This is a genomic window from Nocardia sp. NPDC006982, from assembly GCF_042869435.1.
Lineage (GTDB): Bacteria > Actinomycetota > Actinomycetes > Mycobacteriales > Mycobacteriaceae > Nocardia.
In genome coordinates this window covers 676,483-700,477 of the sequence record NZ_JBIAFV010000002.1, presented here as the reverse complement: position 1 = coordinate 700,477, position 23,995 = coordinate 676,483, and the positions used below count along the sequence as shown (strand labels likewise).

17 protein-coding genes are annotated in these 23,995 nt (G+C 66.3%); 6 read left to right on the top strand and 11 right to left on the bottom strand.

The window, feature by feature from the left end; genetic code table 11:
• Window positions 1-47: 47 nt before the first annotated feature.
• The 4 genes from sigM to ACFYOW_RS12080 form a co-directional block, all read right to left on the bottom strand.
• Entirely contained in the window at window positions 48-686 is a 639-nt protein-coding gene (gene sigM / locus ACFYOW_RS12095) for an RNA polymerase sigma factor SigM (RefSeq protein WP_387287056.1), read from the bottom strand.
• Window positions 687-1,055: 369 nt separating this feature from the next.
• On the bottom strand, window positions 1,056-5,489 hold the full coding sequence (locus ACFYOW_RS12090) for a lipid II flippase MurJ (protein ID WP_387287054.1): 4,434 nt from the start codon (window positions 5,487-5,489) through the stop codon (window positions 1,056-1,058).
• 184 nt (window positions 5,490-5,673) lie between these two features.
• On the bottom strand, window positions 5,674-8,358 hold the full coding sequence (locus tag ACFYOW_RS12085; protein ID WP_387287052.1) for a DUF6049 family protein: 2,685 nt from the start codon (window positions 8,356-8,358) through the stop codon (window positions 5,674-5,676).
• Complete coding sequence (locus ACFYOW_RS12080) at window positions 8,355-8,891, bottom strand: NUDIX hydrolase (protein WP_387287050.1); 537 nt, start codon at window positions 8,889-8,891, stop codon at window positions 8,355-8,357. Before ACFYOW_RS12080 ends, ACFYOW_RS12085 begins: the two co-directional genes overlap by 4 nt.
• 493 nt (window positions 8,892-9,384) lie before the next feature.
• On the opposite strand from ACFYOW_RS12080, the gene ACFYOW_RS12075 reads away from it, so the two are divergent.
• A complete protein-coding gene (locus tag ACFYOW_RS12075; RefSeq protein WP_387287048.1) occupies window positions 9,385-10,815 on the top strand; it encodes a CCA tRNA nucleotidyltransferase in 1,431 nt (476 codons plus the stop codon).
• A 19-nt stretch (window positions 10,816-10,834) separates the two neighbouring features.
• On the opposite strand, the gene ACFYOW_RS12070 is transcribed toward ACFYOW_RS12075, so the two are convergent.
• From ACFYOW_RS12070 to ACFYOW_RS12055, 4 genes are all read right to left on the bottom strand, one after another.
• The gene (locus ACFYOW_RS12070) at window positions 10,835-11,650 is read right to left on the bottom strand and encodes a hypothetical protein (protein ID WP_387287046.1); all 816 of its coding nucleotides are present in this window, start codon (window positions 11,648-11,650) and stop codon (window positions 10,835-10,837) included.
• An 89-nt stretch (window positions 11,651-11,739) separates the two neighbouring features.
• Window positions 11,740-12,660 carry an NAD-dependent epimerase/dehydratase family protein gene (locus ACFYOW_RS12065; protein ID WP_387287044.1) on the bottom strand — a complete coding sequence of 307 codons (921 nt, stop codon included), beginning with the start codon at window positions 12,658-12,660 and terminating at the stop codon, window positions 11,740-11,742.
• An 82-nt stretch (window positions 12,661-12,742) separates the two neighbouring features.
• Complete coding sequence (locus tag ACFYOW_RS12060) at window positions 12,743-16,327, bottom strand: hydantoinase B/oxoprolinase family protein (protein ID WP_387287042.1); 3,585 nt, start codon at window positions 16,325-16,327, stop codon at window positions 12,743-12,745.
• 85 nt (window positions 16,328-16,412) lie between these two features.
• Complete coding sequence (locus ACFYOW_RS12055) at window positions 16,413-18,008, bottom strand: DUF4185 domain-containing protein (protein WP_387287040.1); 1,596 nt, start codon at window positions 18,006-18,008, stop codon at window positions 16,413-16,415.
• 103 nt (window positions 18,009-18,111) lie between these two features.
• Here ACFYOW_RS12055 and ACFYOW_RS12050 point away from each other — a divergent pair, with 103 nt between their 5' ends.
• Complete coding sequence (locus ACFYOW_RS12050) at window positions 18,112-18,615, top strand: hypothetical protein (protein WP_387287038.1); 504 nt, start codon at window positions 18,112-18,114, stop codon at window positions 18,613-18,615.
• On the opposite strand, the gene ACFYOW_RS12045 is transcribed toward ACFYOW_RS12050, so the two are convergent.
• Window positions 18,605-19,957 (bottom strand): MFS transporter, encoded by a 1,353-nt coding sequence (locus tag ACFYOW_RS12045; protein WP_387287036.1) that lies wholly within the window; start codon window positions 19,955-19,957, stop codon window positions 18,605-18,607. The two genes, ACFYOW_RS12050 and ACFYOW_RS12045, sit on opposite strands and share 11 nt — an antisense overlap.
• A gap of 35 nt (window positions 19,958-19,992) precedes the next feature.
• A complete protein-coding gene (locus ACFYOW_RS12040; RefSeq protein WP_387287034.1) occupies window positions 19,993-20,460 on the bottom strand; it encodes an NUDIX hydrolase in 468 nt (155 codons plus the stop codon).
• A 295-nt stretch (window positions 20,461-20,755) separates the two neighbouring features.
• Between ACFYOW_RS12040 and ACFYOW_RS12035 the strand changes: the two genes are divergently transcribed.
• Window positions 20,756-21,538, top strand: a complete 783-nt coding sequence (locus ACFYOW_RS12035) for a pirin family protein (protein WP_387287032.1) — start codon at window positions 20,756-20,758, stop codon at window positions 21,536-21,538.
• Between the two features lie 78 nt (window positions 21,539-21,616).
• Window positions 21,617-22,096: a DUF4190 domain-containing protein gene (locus ACFYOW_RS12030; RefSeq protein ID WP_387287030.1), complete on the top strand. Its 480-nt coding sequence runs from the start codon at window positions 21,617-21,619 to the stop codon at window positions 22,094-22,096.
• Here the strand turns inward: ACFYOW_RS12030 and ACFYOW_RS12025 are convergent.
• Window positions 22,074-22,616 (bottom strand): hypothetical protein, encoded by a 543-nt coding sequence (locus ACFYOW_RS12025; protein ID WP_387287028.1) that lies wholly within the window; start codon window positions 22,614-22,616, stop codon window positions 22,074-22,076. The genes ACFYOW_RS12030 and ACFYOW_RS12025 overlap by 23 nt on opposite strands.
• A 130-nt stretch (window positions 22,617-22,746) precedes the next feature.
• Here ACFYOW_RS12025 and ACFYOW_RS12020 point away from each other — a divergent pair, with 130 nt between their 5' ends.
• Complete coding sequence (locus ACFYOW_RS12020) at window positions 22,747-23,598, top strand: Scr1 family TA system antitoxin-like transcriptional regulator (protein WP_387287026.1); 852 nt, start codon at window positions 22,747-22,749, stop codon at window positions 23,596-23,598.
• Between the two features lie 10 nt (window positions 23,599-23,608).
• Window positions 23,609-23,986, top strand: a complete 378-nt coding sequence (locus tag ACFYOW_RS12015; protein ID WP_040697841.1) for a DUF397 domain-containing protein — start codon at window positions 23,609-23,611, stop codon at window positions 23,984-23,986.
• Window positions 23,987-23,995 lie beyond the last annotated feature (9 nt).

The window sequence follows — 23,995 nt, the reverse complement described above, 5'->3', positions numbered from 1 at the left end:
GCCAGTACATCGTCTGGTTGTCCGTCACTGTTAATGACGCATCTCGACTACTTCCGGTTCCCCGGATCACGCAGAAACTCCAAACGTTCTTGGAGCCGCTGTCGGCCGCGCGCGCATCGGCTCTTGATGGTGCCCTCCGGAACGCCGAGCAGCGCCGCTGTTTCCGCGACACTACGCCCCTCCAGTTCCACCGCGACAAGCGCCGCCCGCTGCTCCTCCGGCAGCGTGAACAGCGCACGGTCGATGACGAGTGACATTTCCAGTTCGGCGATATCGTCGCGGGTGTCCTTGGGTTCCGGCATGGTATCCGGCGACAGCGATACCGCGCGACGGGTCTTATTGCGCCGGATCCGGTCCAGGCAGGCGTTCACCACGATGGCGTGCAGCCAGCTGCGCACCTCGGCCTCGGCGCGGAAGGTGGCCGCGGTGCGGTGTGCCGAGAGCAGGGCATCCTGCAGCGAATCAGCCGCGTCCTCGCGGGTATAGGAGGTGCGCAGGGCGGTCTGCCAGAGGTGGTCGTTATGGCGGCGCAGCAGCTCGGCGAAGGCATGCCGCTGACCGCGCACGTGGGCGTGCAGCAGTTCGACATCGCTGAGCTCGTCGGGGACGAACGAACGCTCAGGGAACGCAACAGGCCGCGCCTTCCCCCCGTGGGAATCCTCGTTCAGTTCGGACGGCAAAACCAACCCCTTGGACAGCTCTCACGGCGATGACGGACCCGAGCGACCACCATCGAAATTTCGCAGCATCCAGGATCGAACAACCAGAACCCGGGGAGCTCCCCCCTGAGTGAGAGCGCGGCTAGATCATATCGTCAGTAAAGAATCGGCAGCAACCAGACCACTTGGAGCACAGCGGATCCGAAGCTGCGGGAAGGTGACAACTGATTTCGCAAGTACATGGGTAACTCGCCGGGGACGCCCAAAACCGAGCCAGGCAGGCGACGCTGGACCTGAACACAGCCGTCGCGGCACTTACTTGTATGGCCTGAAGATTCGGGGAGGCGGATGAGCACGGGGCGGACACGTGCGGCGAGAGGCAGAGCTGAGCGGCGCTTACGGCGCGGCGTCGAAACGCAGGTCGGCGATCGAGGTCTGGAACTGGCCACCGGAATTGCCGAGTCCGGTGATCCATACGAGCACATAGCGGGCCGCCTGATCGCTGCGGACCGGGATTTCGGTGATGCCGTTCTCTAGTCGCGCCGAGCCGATCAGCTGGGTCTGGTCCAGCGTGGGCGAGGCCGTCGGGGAGGTGCGGATCTCGACCGAGGTGCCCGTACTCGGCGATTCGATCGAGACGCTCGTCAGCTTGGCCGGACTCGGCAGGGTGGCCAGCAGCCCGACGCCCTTCTTGAGCGCCGGGAACTGCTGGAAGTACTGATCGGTGCGCCAGACGGTGCCCGGATCGTGATCGAGCACCGCACCGGTACCGCTGACATTGTCCGGTGTGCCCTCCGGGGAGAACACCGACACACTCGTCACCGGAACCGGCACCCCGCCCGCGGCCGTCCCTGTCGTACCACCGGAGGTGGGCGCGGGCGCGGGTGAACTGTTCGTGGTGAGGCCGATATTGCGCTGCTCGTTGAGCGGTGCGTCCGAGGCGCTCGGCGCGAAGACACTGACCATCCACCAGATGATGATGCCGACCACGAGCGCGGCCAGAATGCCGAGCCCGACCATGATCCACATCATCCGCTGCGAGCGTTCCCGTTCGGCCGCAAGCAATTCCGGATCGGCGAGCGATTCCTCGGCACCGCTCGACGGACGCTGGCCGAGGCGCAGCACCGGGATGAAATCGGTCTTCTGATCGACCACCGAGGCCTGTTCGAGCACATGCTGCACGGTCGCAGCGGTGCGCACGCCCTTGTTCGATTCCAGCGAACGGACCGCGACCGCCGAGATCTCGAACGGCACCTCGGGCCGGATCTGCCGCGGTTCGACGGGGGTGCCGTCGGAACCGAAATCGGCCAGCCGCAAACCGCCCACCGTCGCTGCCGTGCCGGTCATGCCACCGGCACGGATCGGCCAGCGAGCGGTGATCAGCGCGTAGAGCATGGCGCCGAGGCCGCGCACATCGGATTGCGCGTCGGAATCGGACAGCGTGCCCGGGAACGCGAGCACGGCATCACCGGTGGCACTGATCCGGACCCGGTCCGGATGGTCGATGGACAGCGAACCGCCGCCGCGATGGGCCAGTTCGGCGGCCGAGGCCAAAGCCCGGATGGCACGCGCGGCACCGATCGGCGACGGCACCGTCTCGGCCATTTCGCGCAGTGAGCGGCCCGGGGTCCATTCGGCCACCACGATGCCGCCGGAGCTGCCACGCACCACATCGAGTACGCGAGCCAGGCCCGGCGAGTTGATCCGGCCCAGGCGCAGCGTGCGCGACAGGATGGCCTGCGGACCGTCGTGACCGGAGTTGTCGGTCGCCTTCTGATCGGCGTCGACGAAGGTGAGCGCGACCTCGCGGTCGAGCTTGATATCGAGCGCCTGCCAGAACTTGAGTCCGCGGGATCCACCGTGACTCGCGAGCAGCCGGTAGCGGCCGCCCGCTACGGAAGCGCCCGGAATCAGCTTGGGGCCGCGCGGCGTTCTTCGACCCACGTCGTCCATCGGCGGTAGCTGCGGCGGGATCGGGATCATCCCGGTGTCGTACATCGGATCGCGCTGCGGGGCCTCCCGCGGTTGCTCACCGGATCCGGGCGCCGAATCGTGCTCCGGCGGACCGTTATCGGCACCCTGATTCGCGTATGCGGGATCGGAGGCCTCCCCGGCGGGCGGAACATCTGTGGAGAGCCCGCCTGCCTTGGTCGCAGCAGATTCGGCGGCTGGGACGCCGCCCGGCGCCGCGTCGTCGCTCACCCTCGTTCCTCCTTCGCCCTGATATGTCGAAGTTCCGGCGAACTCGCCACTTGTGCTTCTCTGCCGAACAGGGTACGGGAACTCACCCATACCGGTGCTGTCAACGGTATGAGCTCGAATCACGGGTAGCACCATCGTTTGGGCATCCATGTACGGGTCGAAACCAGGGTATGCCACATACGGCTCGGGCCGCCGGAATACCTGCGTCGCATACTCGTCCTCGACCGGACCCTCGAGATCGAGATCGGGTGCGGGCGGGGTGAAGCCGAGGCGCCGGGAGACGGCGACGGTGATCGCGACGATCTCCGGGATACCGGCCAGGCGCATCAGCCCGAAGGCGACCGCGAACATCACGATGGCCGATACGATCACCCGGATCAGCGAGCCGGGTCCGCCGGAGAGGCGGTCGAGTCCGAGCACCTTGTCGACGATGAGCATGACCGCGCCACCCGCGATCGAGGACAGCAGGACGCGGGTAACCGTGCGTCCGACATTGACCATGCGCAGATCGCCGAGGCTCTGGTGCAGCAGATAGCCGCCGATGACGGCACCGGCCAGGAAGCCGAGTCCGGTCGCGACACCCAGGATTTTCACGACCTGACCGCTGTCGCTCGCCAGCGCAGGCGCCAGCGCCGAGAACAGGATCTTGATCGTCGTGATGGCGAGGATGATCCAGGTCGGCGTCCATGCCTGCTCCCTCGCGTAGAAAACGCGCAGATGGATGAGCACCAGGGAGTACGGAATCAGCGTGAACGCCGACCAGCTGACCGCCTCGCCCAGGCGCGCGGCGTCGCCGGTGAACCGTGCATAGCCGAAAAGTGCCTCGCCGACCTGCGGGCCTGCCAGCGTGAGGAAGGTGACCACCGGAACGAGGGCGATCATCGTCAATCGGGTCGCGACGGACAGATCGTCCACGACGGCGGGGGTGTCATCGGCGGCCGCGTTGCGGCTCAGCCGCGGCATGATCGCGGTGAGCAGCGTGACACCGAGTACGCCGTAGGGCAGCTGGAGCAGCAGCCAGGCATTGGTATAGATTGCCGGGCCTGCCTCATCGGCCGTCGAGGCGATGTGGTTCGAGACGATCAGACCGATCTGGCTGATCACCACGTACAGGATGATGGCCGAACCCATCTTGCCGAACTGCTTGAGTCGCGTGTCGACACCCCACAGCGGCCGCAGATCGATCTGATTGCGCTTGATCGCGGGCAGCAGGCTCAGCGCCTGGGTGGCCACACCGAGGGTGATGCCGCCGCCGAGGACCAGCAGTTTCGGATCGCTCATCCGGACCGGATCAAGCGTGATCTCGCCCGGCGTGAGGGCATAGAGACCGAGCACGACCAGCACGACGAGGTTGTTCAGCACCGGTGCCCAGGCCCCGGGTTTGAAGTTCTGGCGGGTATTGAGGATCGCCGTCAACAACGCCGACATGCCGTAGAACAGGATGGCGGGCACCAGTAGATAGGTCAGCGCCGTGGTCAGTTCGGTATTGACCTTGCCGTCCGAGGAGACGAAGACCCGGGTCGCCAGCAACGGCGTCGCCGCCGCGGCGAAGAGCGTGGCCGCGGCGAGCACCGCGAAGGCGGCGGTGACCAGCCTGCGGACGAATGCGACGCCTCCGTCGTCGTCCTCCTGTTCGGCGCGCACCAGCGTCGGCACCACCATCGCGGTCAAGACCGCGCCGAGGACGAGCTCGGTGATCATATTCGGGATCAGGTTGGCCGAGGTGTAAGCACTGGCGACGGCCGGGCCGAGCGCGGTCAGCAACAACAGCTGTTTGCCGAAGCCGGTGACGCGGCTGATCAGGGTGGCGATCGCGATCGATCCGGAGTCGCGCAGCAGACGCGAGCTCGCGTTCTGTTTGGTTTCGGTGGCGACCGGGCCCGATGCGGGTGCGGCGGGCCATTCCTGGGTCCGTGGCCTGGCCGCTTCCCGGGGAGCGGGACGTTGCGGCTGTTCCACCGGTTGCCGCCGTTCGATGGGTTGCTGGCGCTCTACCGGTCGCTGTTGTTCGATCGGCGGCTGCCGCGTCGCCGGGGGCTGTGGCGGTGGTGTCTGATAGCTCGGTCGCGGCGCCTGGTAGTTCGGCGGCGGCGCGAAACGCTGGGGCGGGACCCGAGGCGGTGCGCCCGGCGGTCCCGGTACCGGTTGACCGGGCGGCATCTGTTGACCGGGCGGCATCGGACGCGGCCGGGCCGGGCCGGGCTGCTGTGGCGGCGCCGGGTATTGCCGCTGACCCGGATGTGCCTGCTGACTCGGATGCGGCCGGGGTTCGGGATATTGCTGCGGTTCCGGATATTGCGGAGGACGGGGTACCGGCCGCTGCTGCGGCCGGGGTTGCCTGGGCAATGCGCCGGAGGGCGGTGCCATCGGTCCGGTCGGCGGCTGCGCGACCCGGGGTGTCGGACGCGGCGGCGGCACCGGTCGCTGCGGCTGACCCGGCCGACTCACCTGCGGTACGCGCGGCGAATCGCCGAAACGTTCATCGGGAGTCATATCCGCGTCCTCCGGTGCTGCCGGTGGCTGCGCCAGTTGCCGTTCCCAGGGTGCCGAAGGCGCCCGGCGGGCTTGGAGTCCGTCGGGCCGATCAACAGGTGGTTGCCGATGAGCGGATAGATCATCGTCGCTCATCGTGCCTCCTGCGCCATGCCATCCCCCGCCGCCGGGCCGATGACGCCCAGGGTGTTACGCGATTGTCCTCCACGATGCCATGAGTGGTGCGGGGTCGGGTACCGATCAGAGGCGACCGACTGCTTGCAGGTCGGTCGAATCAACACAGCGATGACAGCCGAGCACGAGCGAGGTGTCCTCGTCGTCATCCCGCCTCCTGCTGCTCCTGCTGCTGTAAAACGCGCCTGCGCGCCCGTCGGTACCTGTTCACCCGGCGTCGGGTGCCCGGATCGAAACCCTCGTCGGCCGGATCCGGCTGTCCGCGGAACCGACGCAACAACCGGCGCCCGGCCAACAGGAACAGCAGTATTCCGGCACACGCCGTAATTATTGCCAAGGTCTGACCGTAGGCGTTCGAACGCACCGAGACCGAGGTGGGATTGCCGAGTGGGACACCGTCGGACGTGGTAAGGGAGATCGGAATGACCAGGTTACGGCTATCGGTGACCTCGGTCGGGATCTGGAACGACCGGCTTCCGGTGGGCGGCAGCGTCTCCTCGCCCGGATCGGTGATCTTCGTCTCCGTCGGCGCCTCGATCCGGAACCGGACCCGGATGGCGACCGGCAGATCGTTGCGTGCGACCAATAGCAATGGGCTCTGTTCGGAGGCCAATGTGTACACCCCGCCGGGCGGCAGCACGGTGACCGAACCGTAGAGCCGGTCCAGTGTGCGCGTCGTCTGGTCGAGTCGGCGCTGGGCATAGGTGTCCGGCTGTGCGGAATCGCCGGAGCGCCGGTCGGAGAGGGTCAGGACGCGCAGCAGACCGTCGCGCAGCGGGGTCAGATATTGGTTCGGCGTCGGCTCGGTCTCGGGCACCTCGACGAGTGAACGCATGAGATCGGTGATCCGGCGGCCCTGGTCGCGGACCGGGAGCACGAAGCGGTCCGGAACCGCGTCATGGGCGGCCTGCGGCAGATAGTCGGGTTCGTGGGGCTGTGCGTCGGGCGGTTCGGCGACCAACTCGGCGAGCGTGCGCGGCGTCGCGAGGTTGTTGTGCAGCAGCAGGTCGACCTGCTTCAGGATCGCGGTGGCTTCCTCCCGGTTCGCGCTCCACTGCTGCGGCGGCACCAGCAGCAGTGAGTGCGGGCGGCTCGGGTCCGGGTTCAGCGCGGACCAGGTGATGGCGCCGAGCGCGTCCTGCAGGCGGGCCATCCTGGAGTCGTTGGTGACGTCGTAGCGGACGCGTGCAGGGGTGAACGACGGGGTGGGCGGGTTGGAGCCGACGGCGGCGAGGGCGGTCGCGGACCAGATATCGAAGGTCGCCGCGTGCAATGCCGGATCGGCGGGCGGGGTCTGCGTGCCGAAGGGTGCCGCATTCGTCGTCGGGGCGGACGTGCCCGTCGCGGATGTGCTCGGTGTGGCGCTGGTCTGCGGTTCCGGCGCCGGTTCCGGCGTGACGGGCACCGGGGCGATCTCGGCGAGCCGGACCACATCCGGCGTGCTCGTCTCCGGCAGCGGCTGACTCGAGGTGATCTGGTTGGTGCTGCCCTGACTACCGGCGCCGCCGCGTCCGGTGGTGATCGGCTGCGAATCCGTCGAGGTACCGGCGGTGCCGAGCGGGACGGCGGCGTTATCGGCCAGTACCGCGGTCCCGAAACCGTGGCCGCGCAACAACATTCCCGCGCTCTCATCGATACTGCCGGAATCCGGCACGCTGACCCCGCGCACCGATTTGGTGGCCAGAATCGAATCGACGATATCGGCGGGGTCGTTCAACGCTCGCGTGGACAATTCGGCATCGTTGACCGCGGCCAATGCCGTGATATCGACCTGTGCGAACGGCAGTGCGACCGTGCAGGTCGATGCGGCGACCGCGCGCAATCGGTCCAGCCAGGTCTGGGCCTGATCGGCGCCGGTGCCTGCCCTGGTCGCACCGTCCGGATCGGACGGGCTGGCCAGTACGCGATACCCCTTGGTCATCACCTGTGCGGTGATCAGCAGATCGGGATCGATCGCGATGCAGACCGCCGAGTTCAGCGTGCGATCGCGACTGGCCGGGTTGGTGCCGAGCACCGATTCCAAGGCGCCGAGCAATTGGTCCAGCCGCCCGCCCTTGCCCAGCGATGCGGCCAGTTCGTCGTCGGTGAGCTCGGCCTTTCCATTGAGCGGGCCGGTGACACCGGCGACCAGCCGAGGGCGGTCGGCCAGCGGCCACAGCAGCGTCGTCGCCACCGGGGTATCGGGCGCGGCAGGCACCGGCGAGCTGATATCGACCGCGGGCGGTACACCCAGCACCGGGAGCAGGAACCGTGCGTCGTCGAGGCGAGCCTGGGTGCCGTAGGCCGGTTCCCCGTTGACATTCAGCAGCAGCGGATAAACGCCGGGCTTGGTGATATCGAGCGCGGCCGTACCGCCGCCGGAGCGCAACGCGATGCTGATCGTGAACTGTTTGCGCTGGCCGGGACTCAAACGGTCGGCGACATCTTCGAACGGACCGGTCACGTCGTAGTTGACCTGGTCCAAGCGCAGAGTCGAGCGCAGCGCGCTCGGTGCCGACACCGCGGCGGCGCGTTGGATGCGGACACTGATGTCCTCGACCACCCGATCGCCGATATTGGTGACGGTGCCCGCGACCGTCAGCGTCGGATCGCTGGTGGTGGTCACCGCGGACGGGTTCACCGAATCCAGGGTCAGCTTCAGGAATTTCGGCGACGACGAACTATTCGGCGTCGTCGGCTGGGCGGCGGCGGGCTGGGCGAGCAATACCGGGACCGCCGTCGCCGAGCCGAGAATGGTCAGGACCGCCGCGATGATCCGGAACAGGCCTACCCGTCGCCCGACCACCACCCCCCACGGAATCGCTGCGCGATGCCGGAAAGTCTGGGTCATCTCTTGCCGGTCTCCATCCGGTCGATCATCCGGTTCGCCACTTCGGCGAGGCGCCGCTCATCGGCATAGGCGAGCCGAGAATCCAATTCGCTCAACGGAACCCACGCCACCTGCGTGACCTCGACGTCGGCATCGGAGAGCTCACCACCGATGGAGCGCAGCAGATAATGATGCACGGTCTTGTGTACCCGGCGACCCTCGGTGACGAACCAGTAATCGATGCTGCCGAGTTCGGCGACCACTATCCCATCGATTCCGGTCTCCTCGGCGACCTCCCGGATCGCGGTCTGCTCGGGCGTCTCCCCCTCTTCGATATGTCCCTTGGGCAGCGACCACAGCAGTCTGCCACGCCGATCGGTCCGCCCGATCAGCGCCGCACTGCGTTTATCGCTCGGCCCGTCCAACCCGTCGACGACGAGGCCACCCGCCGAGGTTTCCCGTACCGTGCGCATGCGCGGTTTCGCCGCGTTGGCGGCCGAACCGCGGCGCCGGGGCTGGCGGCGTCGACTGTTCGCGCGATCGGCCGGAGACACCACGCAATCCTACTGTGTTGGATTTGCAGCGCCTGCGGCGCTGCGTGTTCGCGGCCCCCCTTCTGTCTCGCGTCCGAGCGGCCGAGACTCGCGCCTGCGGCGCATGCGCTTCGGCCGCTCGGACGCGAGACGGGCCGCGAACGTCGCTCGTAAGACTCGCTCCGTGGTGGTCGCCTGAGCGGGAACCTTCGGCATCGGATGTGTGCTCGCCCAGCGATGGAGATTAACGCGTGCGCATCGACGACTCGGCTGAGTCGATGACCACACCTTCGCGCCGACGCGAGCGAACGTTGCTCGTCAGACAGCTCTGTTGTGGTTGAGTGGTGCCGCCTGCTCGGCTGGACATATGCCTTCTACATAGAGGAGATTCGCACACCGCCCATATAGGCAGCCTGCGCAGGATGTCCGGCCGCGCGGGTTGCGCTGGAATATCGGTTGTGCGGGCTCGGTAAGCTGCTACTTCGTGGTTTCGCCCAAGTCCGAGGATGCAGCGTTGGATCGACGTACCCGATTGCTGGCCGCGGCCGCGGTCACGCTGGGACGGTTGTCCGATGTGTTGACGCCGCTGGGCGAGTTGTTCGCCGCGCGGGGGTATGAGTTGTACCTGGTCGGGGGCAGTGTCCGCGATGCGGTGCTCGGACGGTTGGGGACGGATCTGGATTTCACCACCGATGCCAGGCCCGAGCGGGTGCAGGAGTTGTTGCGCGGGTGGGCCGATCATCTGTGGGATACCGGCGGGTTGGCGTTCGGCACGGTGAGTGCGTCGAAGGCCGATCAGCAATTGGAGATCACCACCTTCCGCAGCGATACCTATGACCGGGTGTCGCGCAATCCCGAGGTCACCTTCGGTGATTCGCTCGAGGGTGATCTGGTGCGTCGTGATTTCACGGTCAATGCGATGGCGGTGAAGATCGGGGGCGACGGGTCGCTGGAGTTCGTCGATCCGCTCGGCGGGATGGACGCGCTGCTTGCAGGAGTGCTGGATACGCCTGCGGCGCCGGAGGATTCGTTCAACGACGATCCGCTGCGCATGCTGCGGGCGGCGCGTTTCGTCGCGCAGCTCGGCTTCGAACTGGAGCCGCGGGTGCGGGTCGCGATCGTCGCGATGGCGGGTGAGTTGGAGCGGATCACCGCGGAGCGGGTGCGCACCGAACTGGATAAGCTCATCGCCTCCGCGCATCCGATCGATGGCATCAATGTCATGTGCGAGACGGGCCTGGCCCAGCTGGTGCTGCCCGAGGTGCCCGCGATGAAGCTGGAGATCGACGAGCACCACCAGCACAAGGATGTCTACTGGCATTCGCTGACCGTGTTGCAGCAGGCCATCGACCTGGAAGAGGGCGATCCGGATCTGGTGCTGCGCTGGGCGGCGCTGCTGCACGACATCGGCAAGCCCGATACCAAGCGCAATGAACCGGGCGGCGGCGTCAGCTTCCATCACCATGAGGTGGTGGGCGCGAAGATGGTGCGCAAGCGGATGCGCGCGCTCAAGTACCCCAAGCAGTTCACCGAGGACGTGGCGCGACTGGTGTTCCTGCACTTGCGTTTTCACGGCTACGGCAAAGGACAATGGACCGATTCGGCGGTGCGCCGCTACGTCACCGACGCCGATGACCTGCTACCTCGGCTGCACAAACTGGTCCGCGCCGACTGCACCACTCGCAATAAGCGTCGCGCCGCCGCGCTGCGCGCCACCTATGACGAGCTGGAGACGCGGATCGCCAGGCTGCAGGAGCAGGAGGATCTGGATCGGGTGCGTCCAGACCTGGACGGTAACGCGATCATGGAACTGCTCGGCATTCCCGCGGGTCCGGAGGTCGGCAAGGCGTGGCGATTCTTGAAGGAGTTGCGCCTGGATCGCGGACCGCTCAGCCGGGACGAGGCCGAGGCCGCGCTGCTGGAATGGTGGAAAGCCCAGGTCTGAAGGGGAATTCGCCGGTCGATCAGAAGATGATCAGCGTGGTGCCCGCCACGATGGCCGAGCGGATCTGTGCCAGATCGAACGATCCGGTTATCCCCGGCAGCTCCACCCGGAACCGGACCAGATCGCCCTCGCGGGTGGCGTGCACGATGCGTGCGTCGATCGGTAGCCGATCCAGCAGGATCGTCGGCGCGGTGATCAGCTTGCGCGGGATCCGGATGCCCAGCCAGTTCGCCCGGTGGATATCGACGGTCAGCAGGTTGTCGCGCACCTGCGCCTCCACCAGCGCGCTGATCCGGCGTTTGCGATGCTTCGCCCGGATCAATCCGCTCGCGTCGATGTCGAGTTTCCAATCGCGCTGCTGGGTATCGAGCCAGGTGACGAGCGCCTCGGTGGTGACGGTTCCGTTCAGGTCCAGCTGCTGCACCCGTGCCTTCGTCGGCACACCGGGCACCAGCCGGACGCCGTGCGCGATCACGGTGACCTGTTCGATCGGGTAGTCGTCCCAGCGCAGCCGGGACAGCACGGTCTTGGTCTGGAAATGCGCGCCGCGTCTGCGCACCTTGAGCACCTGCAGGGTGGCGTGCAGGTCGTGGCCGAGCAGGGTGGCGCTGACCTCCTGGCCGCCGAACCGGCTGAGAATGCCCTCGCTGAGCACGGTCATCAGCACGTCCGGCATGAGCGCGGTCACGGTGCCCGCGCCGAAGTCGGCCAGTGGATCCACCCATGCGGTGGTGTAAGCGAGCCATTGCTCGAGCAATGATTGATCGAACAGGCGTTTACCCATGTCGACGGCCCGCATCGGTGACCATGACGTCGGATCGAAGTACGTGGCCATGATTGCTCCGAGCGTACTTGGCGTCGGCGCGCCCGACCACGTTCGCGGCTGTGACGAAGTGGGCAATTGTGCGCATTCAGATAGGGGATCTATACCTGCTGGTCGGCGGCCAAGGCACGCAGGCCGTCCGCGCAGGATGGGTAACGGGGCTGCCAACCGAGTTCCGCCTTCGCCTTGGCGTTGGACACTCGCATATCGGCCTGTGTCATGCGGTAGGCGTACGACATGGGCCGCATCATCCAGGCTGGCAGCGTGAACGGCTTTGGTGCGCCGAAGGTTTCGGCGACCAGCCGGACGTGTCCGCTGAAGCTGAGTGGGGCGTCGTCCACGATGTTGTATGCGGCACCGGGCTTTCCGCCTTTGACGGCCAGTGCCACCGCCGCACCCGCATCGACCAGATTGATCCACGGCAGCACCCGTCCGTGATCGTTCACCACGGGCAATTGCCGCTTGCGCAGCATCTCGACTATGGCCTCCGTGCCGCCCGCTCCGTAGAACAGCCCGTAACGCAATGAGATGCCTTCGAGCCCATCGGCATTCAGCATCAGCTCTTCCTTGACCCGCATGCCTTCCAGGTGGGGCTCCACCGCCTTGTCGCCGGTCGGCGCGAAGGTGTCGTCCTCGGTGAGCACGTGGTCGCCGAAATCGCCGTAGCCGTAACCGAAGACCATGGATTCGGCGATGACCCGCCGGGCACCGACGGCGCGTGCGGCCGCCAGCAGGTTTGCGGTGCCGGTGATCCGCAGCGCATTGGTCGCGTACATATCCCTGTGCCGCATCGGCGCCTTGCGCAGGGCCGTCGCCGCGTGCACCACGGTGTCGACGGTGCGGCCCTCGACCGCGCGTAGCAGGTGGTCGCGATTCATCAGATCGGCCTGGACATCGGACCCGGCGCGGCGGGACAGCGAAATCACGGTGTAGCCGGACTGCCGGAGCGCGGTGGTGATGTGGCCGCCCAGCACTCCGCTCGCCCCGGCCAGCAATACGTTCTTGGTGTCGTTCATGGCCATCGGACAGCTGGCCTACCTCCGACGTGACACACTCGAATGTGATCTGTCTCACTCTCATGCCAGGGCGCGGCGTCGAACGTGATCAGTTCCCGTACCCGCCACCGCCGGGCGTCTCGATGACCAGCACATCTCCGGGGTCGAGATGCGCCGAATCCGCCCCGCTCAGGTCCTGCACCGTGCCATCGGCCCGCTCGATCCGGTTTCGGCCGAGGGCACCGGGCGCGCCGCCCGCCATGCCATACGGCGGCACCCGGCGATGGCTCGACAGCGTCGAGACCGTCACCGCTTCGGTGAAGCGCAGCCGACGCACCGCACCGTCGCCACCGCGCCATCGACCGGTGCCTCCGCTCCCAGCGCGTACCGAGAACTCCTCGAGCAGTACCGGCAGCCGCCACTCCAGCACCTCCGGATCGGTGAGCCGGGAGTTGGTCATATGGGTCTGGACCACCGGCGCGCCATCGAAACCGTCGCCCGCACCGGATCCGGATCCGATCGTCTCGTAGTACTGGCTGCGTTCATTGCCGAAGGTGATGTTGTTCATCGTGCCCGACCCCTCGGCCTGCACGCCGAGCGCCGCGTACAGTGCGCCGGTAATCGCCTGGGAGGTCTCGACATTGCCCGCGACGACCGCGGCGGGCGGTTCGGGCGCGAGCATCGAGCCGGGCGGCACGATGATCCGCAGTGGTCGCAGGCAGCCGTCGTTGAGTGGGATATCGTCGGCGACCAGCGTCCGGAACACATACAGGACGGCCGCGTTCGCAACGGCATAGGGCGCGTTGAAGTTACCGTCGAGCTGCCCGGAGGTACCACTGAAATCGATGGTGGCGCTGCGGTTTTCCCGATCCACCGTGACTCGCACGCGAATGGTCGCACCCAGATCGGTCGCATAGGAGTATTCGCCGTCGTCGAGCGCATCGATGACGCGCCGCACCGATTCCTCGGCATTGTCCTGCACATGCCGCATATACGCCTCGACGACATCGAGCCCGAAGTGCTCGATCATCTTCCGGACTTCTTCGACGCCCTTGGCATTGGCGGCGATCTGGGCGCGCAGATCGGCGAGGTTGGTGGCCGGATTTCGGGACGGGTACGGCGCTTCGGTGAGCAAGCGCAGCGTCTCGTCCTCGCGGAACCGGCCCTCGTCGACGAGCAGCCAGTTGTCGAAGATGACCCCCTCCTCTTCGATGCGACGGCTGTTCGCAGGCATCGAACCGGGCGCGATACCACCGATCTCGGCGTGATGGCCGCGTGAGGCGACATAAAAGAGGATCTCGGCGCCCGCGGTGTCGAATACCGGCGTGATCACGGTGACGTCTGGCAGATGGGTGCCGCCGTGGTAGGGATCGTTGACGGCATAGGTGTCGCCGGGGCGCATGCCCCCGGCCTGCCTGCGCCGGATGACCTCCTTGACGCTGGTGCCCATCGATCCGAGATGGACCGGAATATGCGGCGCATTGGCGACGAGATTGCCGTCGGGATCGAAGAGCGCGCACGAGAAGTCCAGGCGCTCTTTGATATTGACCGACTGCGCGGTCGACTCCAGCCGCGCGCCCATCTGCTCGGCGATGGACATGAACAAATTGTTGAAGACCTCCAGCAGCACCGGATCCGCTTCGGTGCCCGCCTCCGGTCCGGCCACCGCCGCGACCCGTTCCATGATCAGATGTCCGAGGTCGTTCACCACGGCCTGCCAGCCGTCGTCGACGACCGTGGTGGAATTGGCCTCGGTAATGATCGCGGGCCCGCGCACCGCTTTCTTCGGCACCAATTCCGCACGCCGATAAAGGAATACCGCACGCCGAGCGCCACCGGTGTGCAGTTGTACCGACTCCGGCTCGCTGGTGGCTACGCGCGGTTCGGCCAGGTCGGCGAGATCGGGTGATTCGGTGAGCCCGGTCGCCTCGACCGAGAGCGCCTCGATCACGATCGGGCGGTCCAGTACGAAGGAGTAGGTGCCGCGGTGACGTTCGACGAAATCCGTTGCCATCTGCGCCGGTTCGGTGAGTTCGACGGTGAGCGTGGTGTCGGTACCGTCGTAGCGCAGCTGAGCGCGCCGCACGATACGCACCCGGTGCACAGGTACATCCTCACCGAGTAGTTCGGCGCGAGCGGTGGCCTCCAGATCATCGGCGATCTCACCGACACGGTCCATCGACTCCTCGTGCAGCGGCAACTCCACCGAACGCTCGCGCATGGCGGTGGTATCGGCCAGACCGATACCGAGGGCCGAGAGCACACCGGCCATCGGCGGCACCACAACGGTGCGAATGCCGAGGGAATCGGCCACCTTGCAGGCGAGTTGGCCGCCCGCGCCGCCGAAGGTGGTCAGCGCGTAGCGGGTGACATCGTGGCCCTTCTGTACCGAGATCCGCTTGATGGCGGCGGCGATATTGGCGACCGCGATTTCGAGATAGCCCTCGGCGACCTGCTCCGGTGTGCGATCGTCGCCGGTGCTCTCCGCGATTTCTGCGGCCAGTTCCGCGAATCGGTCGCGCACCAGCGCATCATCGAGCGGTTGGTTGCCATCCGGCCCGAAAACCCTTGGAAAATGCTCGGATTGGATGCGGCCGAGCATCACATTGGCATCGGTGACCGTCAGCGGTCCGCCGCCGCGATAACAGGCCGGCCCGGGTGCCGCGCCCGCGGAATCGGGTCCGACGCGGTAGCGGCTGCCGTCGAAATGCAGGATCGAACCGCCACCCGCCGCCACGGTATGGATATCGAGCATCGGCGCGCGCAACCGGACACCGGCGATCTGCGTGATGAAAACCCGCTCGTACTCGCCCGCGAAATGCGATACGTCCGTGGAGGTTCCACCCATGTCGAAGCCGATGACGCGGTCGAATCCGGCGAGTTCGGACATCCGTACCATGCCGACGATGCCGCCCGCCGGACCGGACAGAATGGCGTCCTTACCGCGGAACTGTCCGGCCTCGGTGAGTCCGCCATTGGACTGCATGAACATCAGCCGCACACCGGTGAGCTGGTCGGCGACCTGCTGGACGTAGCGGCGCAGCACCGGTGAGAGGTAGGTGTCCACCACCGTGGTGTCCCCGCGCGGCACCAGCTTCATCAGCGGGCTTACCTCGCTGGACAGCGAGATCTGCGGAAATCCGATCTCGCGGGCGACCCGGCCGATCGCCTTTTCGTGTTCGGGATACAGATGCGAATGCATGCAGACGACGGCGACGGCGCGGATACCGCTGTCGTACAACGGCTTCAGTTCGGCCGCCAGTGCGTCGAGATCCGGCGGAGTCAGCACCGTTCCATCGGCCGTGACGCGCTCGTCAACCTCGATCACGTGCTCGTGCAACAACTCCGGCAGCACGATCTCGCGCGCGAAGATCTGCGGCCGATTCTGATAGGCGATGCGCAGTGCGTCGCGGAAGCCGCGGGTGATGACCAGCACGGTCCGTTCGCCCTTGCGCTCGAGCAGTGCGTTGGTCGCGACCGTTGTGCCCATCCGGACGGCGTCTATATCGGCGGTGCCACCCGCGTCGGCGAGGATTTCGCGAATGCCCGCCACCGCGGAGTCGGCATAGCGCGCCGGATTCTCCGAGAGCAGCTTGTGCGTGACGAGCTTGCCGTCGGGTCGACGGGCCACCACATCGGTAAATGTGCCGCCCCGATCGATCCAGAACTGCCAGCCCGGTGTCTCGCTCGTCACCGGAGCCGCCCGTGCGAAATGCGTATGCGCTGGTCGATCACATGCGCACCATACCGAATCACCGTCGGCGCGGATCCGAGCGCGATCAGTGCGGCGGATCGAGCTTCGCGTGCATGAGATACACGTTGTAGGTGTCCCACGCCGAGATGGTGAAGTACAGATCCTCACCCGTCGACCACGGATGGATGAAGCCGCCGTATGCCTTCGGATAGTCGTCGGTCGAGACCAGCTGGACACCATCGGTCCAGGCGCCCTGCGGGCTCGCCGCGGTGCGCATCACGATCGCAGCGCGCGCCGAATCCAGATAGACCATCTGCCACTGTTCGGTGTCCTTGTCGAAGCGCACCGACAACTCGCTGGCCATACCGAGAACCAAAGGCGTGGCCTGGTTTTCGGCCGCAGGGGCCCAGGTTCCGCCCACCCAGTACTGGTAGGCCGATTTGTTCAGCACCTCGGTCTTCGGCACCCTGGCCAGGCCGATCATGCCGACCCGCCCGTTGGGCGTGCCGAACATATAGACGTAATCGCCCTGCGGCACCATGGCCGCCACTTGGAACCGGCCGAGCCCGAAGAAGTTGTCCCACCGGGCATGCTGATCCTTGACCCAGGTGCGGCCGTTGTCGTCGGAGTACGCGAGTCCGCCGTAATTGGTCGACCACAGGCCGGGGATGCGGCTCCAGTGGTTCACCGACATATAGCTCATGAACTGGCGCTGCCCGATCGCGAACCCGGAGGTCGGGATGGTGGTCGTCTCCCAGTTCTTGATCTTGCGGCTGGACAGCAGTTCGGTGGCGTGACAGCGACTGTCCTGCACCATGGTGTCGATGCCGAGTCCGTCGGCGAGATCGTGGTCGGTGCTGTAGCCCAGCACATTGCTGCGCCAGTCGGGCCCGCCCACGCCGCCACTGGTCCAGCCGTCGCCGAAGGTGTCGCCGAAGGCCACGGCGACCTCGCCCGGTTTGGTCTCCCACATGATGCCGAGGTCGGTGCCGTCGACCTGCCAGCGCATATCGGTGCGGTTCGCCGAACCGTGCCCGGTCACCTGACCGACCAGATCCACCGATTCCACCAGCGGCGGGGTGATGGCGGCGGTCAGCGGTCCCGGTTCGGCCGGGTGCACGATCGGCGGCGGCGCGGGTTGCGGTTGGATTCCGTCGGGGCCGGGTACCGGGATCGGAATGGGTTCGATCTCCGGACGGAACTCTATGCGCGGCAGGCGGATCGAGCCGGAACCCGAACTCGAACCGGAGCTAGAGCCGGGTCCGGAACCGGAGCTGGACCCGGTGTCGGGTGCGCCTTCCGGTTCCGGATCGGTGGCGGGATCCGACGGCTTCGGCGTATCCCGAATATCCGGGCACGGATTGCGGCACGGGTCGGTGGGCAGCGGCTCCGGATCGATCCGGGTGTTGTCCGGCGGTGGATCAGGGACCGGAACCGGCGTGATCTCGGGAACCGGTACCGGGATATCGATCTGCGGGGGCAAAGGCGGCAGCGGCGGAGGCGGCGGTGCGTTCGGGTCCGGTGCCCGGTTCAACGGGTCGAATCCGATCTCGCCACAGCTGTTCACCGGCGGCGGGGCCCACGGATGCTGCGCGGCCTGCGCGACGGGGGTCGGTACGGTCAGCGCTCCGGCGAGCAGCACGCCGAGGAATGCGGGCGCACAGATCGGCCGAAATCCCATCCGTTGTTGCTCCCTGTCGATTCGGGTCGATGGGAGATCAACTTACCCGACTGAATCGCGCGAAGGGTGGAACCGGATGGGGCGCAGTCGCGTCCAACCAGATATGAACGAGATCGAGTACGTGTTCGGAACCGGTGACGGCACGGTGCACGTCTGGACCAGCCAGACGGAGCTGGATCTATCCGGGTCGGGCATCGGCGATGCGGTGGGACTCGACTTCGACGGCGACGGCCTGGTCGACGATGTGCTGTGGGATTCGCACGGCACCGGCATTGCCGATGTGGCCGGGCTGGATCTCGACGACGACGGCGTACTCGACCATTTCTTCACCGATCCGACCGGCAACGGCACCTGGAATCACCAGATCACCGGCAGCCCGGCCGATGCGGACAGCGAACACCTGGCCTGGATCGAGCGCACCGAGCCCGAGCCGGATCATCTCGCCGCCGACCAATTCGGCGCGGCCTTGTCGAATCACGATGAGCCGACGCGGGATTCGCGCCAGCTCGATCCGCAAGCTCCGACCGAACATGTCGCCGCACTTCGGGATCACCGGACCTGGTCGGGCGATGAATCCACTTATCCGACAATGCCGTTCAGCGAGTAACCGGCACTCGCCGACTGTTGACGGCAATGGCGACTATTCCGGCGCAATAGATTCCGGCGCCGACCAGCACCACGCCGATCGAGCGCCCATCCGCCGGTATCACCGATGCGGTGAGCGCGATCGCGAGCACGAACGTGATATTGAATACGGTGTCCTGCAATGCGAATACCTGACCGCGCCTGGTGTCATCGATATCGATCTGCATGGTCGCGTCGCCGGTCAGTTTGATGGTCTGCCCCGCGAGTCCGAACAGAAATGCGGCGACCAGCAGCAATTGATGCGCCCGATGTGCCGCGGTCCCCGACGTCGCGATCGCGGTCGGGGTGACCAGCGCCAACTGCACCACCGTCGCGGTCAACAGCCCGAGGACCACCGTGTGCGAGCGGCCGAGCCGCGGAATCAATACCGGCGCGACGACGGCCGCCACCAACATGCCAGCGGCGGTACAGCCGATGGCTAGCCCGAACCGGGTCAGGCCGGTATTCGCGCCGCCGCCGTCGACGGGCGCCTGCCGCAGCACCAGCACCATGATCAGCGTATTGGTGCCGAATACGATCCGATGCGTGCCGATGCCGATCATCGCGGTGGTGACCTGAACCGCTCCCCAGACCGCGGCCGCACCGTGACGCAGACCGGTCGCGATCGCTCGCACCGCACTGTCGCGCGTCGCGGTCCCCGGCTCCGGACCGAGCACCCCGGTCCCGAATCCGGCCGCGAAAACCGCACCGCAGACCGACCACACGGCACTGATCGCCACCGCGACCGCCGACGCGAAATCACCCGCGCCGATCAACCCGATGATCGCGACCGCCGCCGCGGCGCCGACACCGGCACATCCGGACGCCACCGTGGCCAGCACCGAATTCGCGGGCACCAGCCAGTGTTGATCGAGCACTCGGGGCAACGCAGCCGACACGCCCGAGAGCACGAACCTGCTGACCCCGACCACGGCGAGCGCGAGCAACAGCAACGGTGTCTCGCCACTGCCCGCCAACAGTCCGACGCTCACCGCACTGATCAGCACCGCCCGGAGCACATTGGCGACCAGCAGCACCGCCCGCCGATCCCAGCGGTCCAGCAGCGCACCGGCATACGGCCCGATCAGCGAGTACGGCAGTAGCAATACCGCGAACGCGGCAGCGATGGCGAGCGGATCGGTCTCCCGTTCCGGGTTGAACAGAATGGCGCCGGACAGTGCCGCCTGGAACATGCCGTCGCCGAACTGTCCGGTAAAGCGGATCAGCGCCAAACGCAATACGCCGGGACTCTCGCGCAGCGCCGTCTGTAGCGAAACCGGCCGCGCGTCCGCGGGAGTGTTGCCGTCGGGGCGACCAGTAGACACGCCCAGAGGCTACCCGCCCCGTGGCCATCGCCCGATCAGCGAATCCCGTCCGCGATCAGTGCACTGACCGCCTCGCGCATATCCGGCGCCATCGGCAGATCCGCGACTGTCGCGGCATCGATCCAGGCGAAGGCGTCGTGTTCGCCCGGGGCCAGCGCGACCTCGCCCGGCTCCACCTCGACGATGAAGCTGTACTTGCGCACTCGGGGCTTGGTCCTGGTGGCGTAGTCGAAGTTGCCGAGGAACTCGGTGATGGCGCGCACCCGCAGCCCGGTCTCCTCGAACAGTTCCCTCACCACGCATTCGGCCAGGGTCTCCCCGGATTCGACTCCGCCACCAGGCAGTTCGTACAGGCCGCCGTGGTAATCGTCGGGTACGCGGCGCACTACCAGGAGTTTGCCATCGCGGAATACCGCGACACCGACGACGAAATCGCTGATCCCGTCGCGCTCTGCCGCATCGCGGAGTTGCTGCTCGATGCGGGCGAGCACCTCGGTTCGCATCCGTTCGTCACCTCCGATTCCGTTGTGGCACATGATGTTACGAATCCGTCGTACGCTCGTACAGACCCCGTCGGGTGCCTGCGGGCCGTGCCGACCGGCGACACGACTAACCGGTCGGTACTGCTCACCTGCCGTTCACCCGCAGCCGCGAGCGACTCCCTTGCACGTCACTCACGAAGATCAGCTCGCGTAAAATGCCGAGTGCAGGACAATTTACTAGGAATTCGGAGTACCACGTCGTAAGTGCTCCTACCCTGAAAGGTGATCGGTGCACGGTCCCGAGAGGAGGACCACGATGTCCACACTCACGACACCACACATCGATGTCCATCGCGGCGGCGATCGCATGAAAACGCGCGTGTCCTGGCTGGATTCGAAGCACTCGTTCTCCTTCGGTGAGCACTACGATCCCGACAACACCCATCACGGGCTGCTGCTCGTCAATAACGAAGACATTGTTTCCCCTGGTCAGGGCTTCGAAACCCATCCGCACCGGGATATGGAGATCGTGACCTGGGTGCTCGGCGGCTCGCTGGTGCACCAGGATTCGCTCGGGCACAGCGGCGTCATCTATCCCGGTCTGGCACAGCGGATGAGCGCGGGCACCGGAATTCTGCATTCAGAGAAGAACGACTCCTGGCGTCTGGACCACGGCACCGAACACGACCAGCCGGTCCATTTCGTGCAGATGTGGGTGGTGCCGGACGAACCGGGCTTGGAGCCCGGATATCAGCAGCTCGAGATCGACGACGAGTTGGCCCGCGGCGGCCTGGTGACCGTGGCCTCCGGCCTGCCGCGCTATCGCGATCGGACCGCGATCGCCATCGCCAGCAGCCATTCGGCGCTGCATGTGGCGCGGTTGGCGGACAGCGGGGAAACCGAGCAGGCGATCGACCTACCCGACGCCCCGTACCTGCATCTGTTCGTCGCAAGGGGCGAGGTGGAGATGGAGGGCGTGGGTCCGTTGTACGCGGGTGACGCCGTGCGCCTTACCAGATCGGGTGGGCAGCTGGTGACCGCCCACGGGCCTGCGGAGATCCTGGTCTGGGAGATGCACGCGCGGCTCGGCTCGGAATAACCCCCTCGGCATCAACATCCCAGGGAGCGCGATCAGGAGGCGACTGCAGCGCAGGCGCACCGGCTGAGAGGAAGTCCCATGGCGCAATATCCGCCGCCCGGTCAATATCCGCCACCGGGTCAGTACCCGCCGCCACCGGGTCAGGGGCAGCCGAACTATTGGCAGGAATCTCCCAAGCGCAAGGGCATGGCGATCACCGCACTGGTGCTCGGCATCCTCGGCTTCCTGAGCTGCTGGACGCTGATCGGCGGCTATCTGTTCGGCTTCTTCGCGCTGATCTTCGGCATCATCGCGCTGGTCAAGATTCGTTCCGGCAGTGCGGGCGGCACCGGCATGGCGGTCACCGGATTGATCCTGGGTGTGCTCGCGCTGGTCGCCGCGGTCGTGCTCAGCATCGTCGGCTGGAGCTTCTTCGTCGACTCCGGCGGCAAGGACTATCTGGACTGTCTGCAGAAGGCGGGCAACGATCAGACCAAACAAAACGAGTGCCGGGACAAGTGGGAGCACAGCATCGAGCAGAGCTTCAGCGTGACGCTCACTCCGCGCCCGACCCCTTGACAACGCCCTTGAAGACCGACCGGTCGCCACTGTTCGCGCACGTCCGGGTGGCGGCGATGACATCGGCGAGTTCGGGACGGTAGTCGCCCTCGGGCGGTGCGATCCAGATCCGGTAGCCGCTGAGCTCATCGGTCGGTGAGGGCAGCACGATCCGGCTGCCCGGCAGCGCCACCGAAGCGCAGACCCGGAACAACTCCGGGAACAGCGTCATATCCAGGTACGAGTTGTCGGTCGGACCGGTCAGGAAGGACCAACGGCTGGAGCGCGGATGCGCGATGATCGGTCCGGTCCGCCCGTAGTTGGCCAGGAGGTAGGCGAGCACCCGCTTGCCGAGTACGGCCGGCATGACGACCGCGCCGACCGCGCCGACTTCCAACAGAATTCGCCCGAGTCCTGGATCGACCACCCCGTAGAGACCGTTGTCCTTGCGATAGCGGCGACATCGCGCCAAGGCGTCCTGGGCCGCCGCGAAATTCTGGGCTGCCAGGTAGCTACCCGATTCCATTCGCGACGTACTCATGACGAACCTCGCCTCGACTCTGAGTGGATCGACGTAAACCAAAGTTGCCGCTGAAATCGACACTAGACCCGCACAAGTTCCTTGACAATAGTCACACGCCGAGTAAATTTCCGGCGTACCATCTCGAGCCATGGCACCCGTTTCCCCGACCGTTGCTCGCTGGGAGCTGGTGCTGCGCCTGCGCGAATTGCGCGAACAGCGCGGCTTCGATTCGGCCACCTTCGCCAAACGGGTCGGCTTCACCCCGGCCAACTGGTCGCACGTCGAGAAGGGCCGACGGGTGCTCACCACGAACACCATCGGCCCGGTGCTCGAACTGCTCGAGGTGGATGCCGAGGAACGCGGGGAGTTGCTGACGCTGCTCGAGGCGAGTAAGCAGCGTGGCTGGTGGGCCAAATCGTCGGCTCTGATCGGGCCGGAACTACAGCGGCTTTACGGCATGGAGTTCGGCGCGCAGAGCATTCGCAGCTATGACAGCTTGGTTTTCCCCGGTCTGCTGCAATCCGAGGACTACGCGCGGGCGCTCATCAGTGCCGATGTGATGATCCGGCCGGTTCAGGTCGAGCAACTGGTAGCCATTCGGATGCGGCGGCAGGAGCGGTTGCGCGGCAAGGGACGGGTGGAACTGACCGCGGTCATCGGCGAGGGCACCCTGCTGCAGCAGACCGGTGGGCCGGAGGTGCTGCGCGGACAGTTGGAATATCTGGCGAAGACGATCGAGCAGCTCGACAATATCGAGGTGCGTGTCATCCCGTTCGCGGCGCGGGCGGGCGCGGTGCTCGGCGGGTCCAGTTTCCATCTGATCGACTTCGCCGGTGAACAGCTGCCGACCTTCGCGTGGGCGGAGAGCGCGGTCTTCGGTGGTGCGGTCGACGATCCGGAACAGGTGCGCGATTTGAGCTTCGCTTACGTTCGCGCACTGGAACAATCGTTGAATCGTGCAGCATCATTGGCCCTGATCAGCAGGTATGCACGAGTGTAAAATCCTGCCCATGGCCACCACCGCTACCCTCCGGTCGGTTTTCACTGACTGGTTCACGTCGAGTCGATCGAACAACGGCAATCAATGCGTCGAAGTCCGGTTCGATGGTGACGCGGTGCTCATCCGTGACAGCAAATACCGCCGCAACCCGGCCAACCGCCCCGCTGAAGAGCCCATCATCACCGTCACCGCGAGCCTCTGGACCTCGTTCATCAACCTTCTCAACAGCGGCCGATCGCATAACGAGCTGATCGCACAAACTTGCGCCGATGGCAGCGCTACCCTGCGCCACGGCGATATCACCCTCTCCTACACGCCCGAAGAGTGGGATGCGTTCATCGCCGGCGCACGCGACGGCGAATTCGATCGCATCATCCTGCCCGCCTGACCGCCTACC

Coding starts and splice junctions, on each gene's coding strand:
- ACFYOW_RS12090 (WP_387287054.1), bottom strand. CDS start 5,489: ATGAGCGACGATGATCTATCCGCTCATCGGCAACCACCTGTTGATCGG.
- ACFYOW_RS12085 (WP_387287052.1), bottom strand. CDS start 8,358: ATGACCCAGACTTTCCGGCATCGCGCAGCGATTCCGTGGGGGGTGGTG.
- ACFYOW_RS12070 (WP_387287046.1), bottom strand. CDS start 11,650: ATGGCCACGTACTTCGATCCGACGTCATGGTCACCGATGCGGGCCGTC.
- ACFYOW_RS12065 (WP_387287044.1), bottom strand. CDS start 12,660: ATGGCCATGAACGACACCAAGAACGTATTGCTGGCCGGGGCGAGCGGA.
- ACFYOW_RS12055 (WP_387287040.1), bottom strand. CDS start 18,008: ATGGGATTTCGGCCGATCTGTGCGCCCGCATTCCTCGGCGTGCTGCTC.
- ACFYOW_RS12050 (WP_387287038.1), top strand. CDS start 18,112: ATGAACGAGATCGAGTACGTGTTCGGAACCGGTGACGGCACGGTGCAC.
- ACFYOW_RS12040 (WP_387287034.1), bottom strand. CDS start 20,460: ATGCGAACCGAGGTGCTCGCCCGCATCGAGCAGCAACTCCGCGATGCG.
- ACFYOW_RS12035 (WP_387287032.1), top strand. CDS start 20,756: ATGTCCACACTCACGACACCACACATCGATGTCCATCGCGGCGGCGAT.
- ACFYOW_RS12030 (WP_387287030.1), top strand. CDS start 21,617: ATGGCGCAATATCCGCCGCCCGGTCAATATCCGCCACCGGGTCAGTAC.
- ACFYOW_RS12025 (WP_387287028.1), bottom strand. CDS start 22,616: ATGAGTACGTCGCGAATGGAATCGGGTAGCTACCTGGCAGCCCAGAAT.
- ACFYOW_RS12020 (WP_387287026.1), top strand. CDS start 22,747: ATGGCACCCGTTTCCCCGACCGTTGCTCGCTGGGAGCTGGTGCTGCGC.
- ACFYOW_RS12015 (WP_040697841.1), top strand. CDS start 23,609: ATGGCCACCACCGCTACCCTCCGGTCGGTTTTCACTGACTGGTTCACG.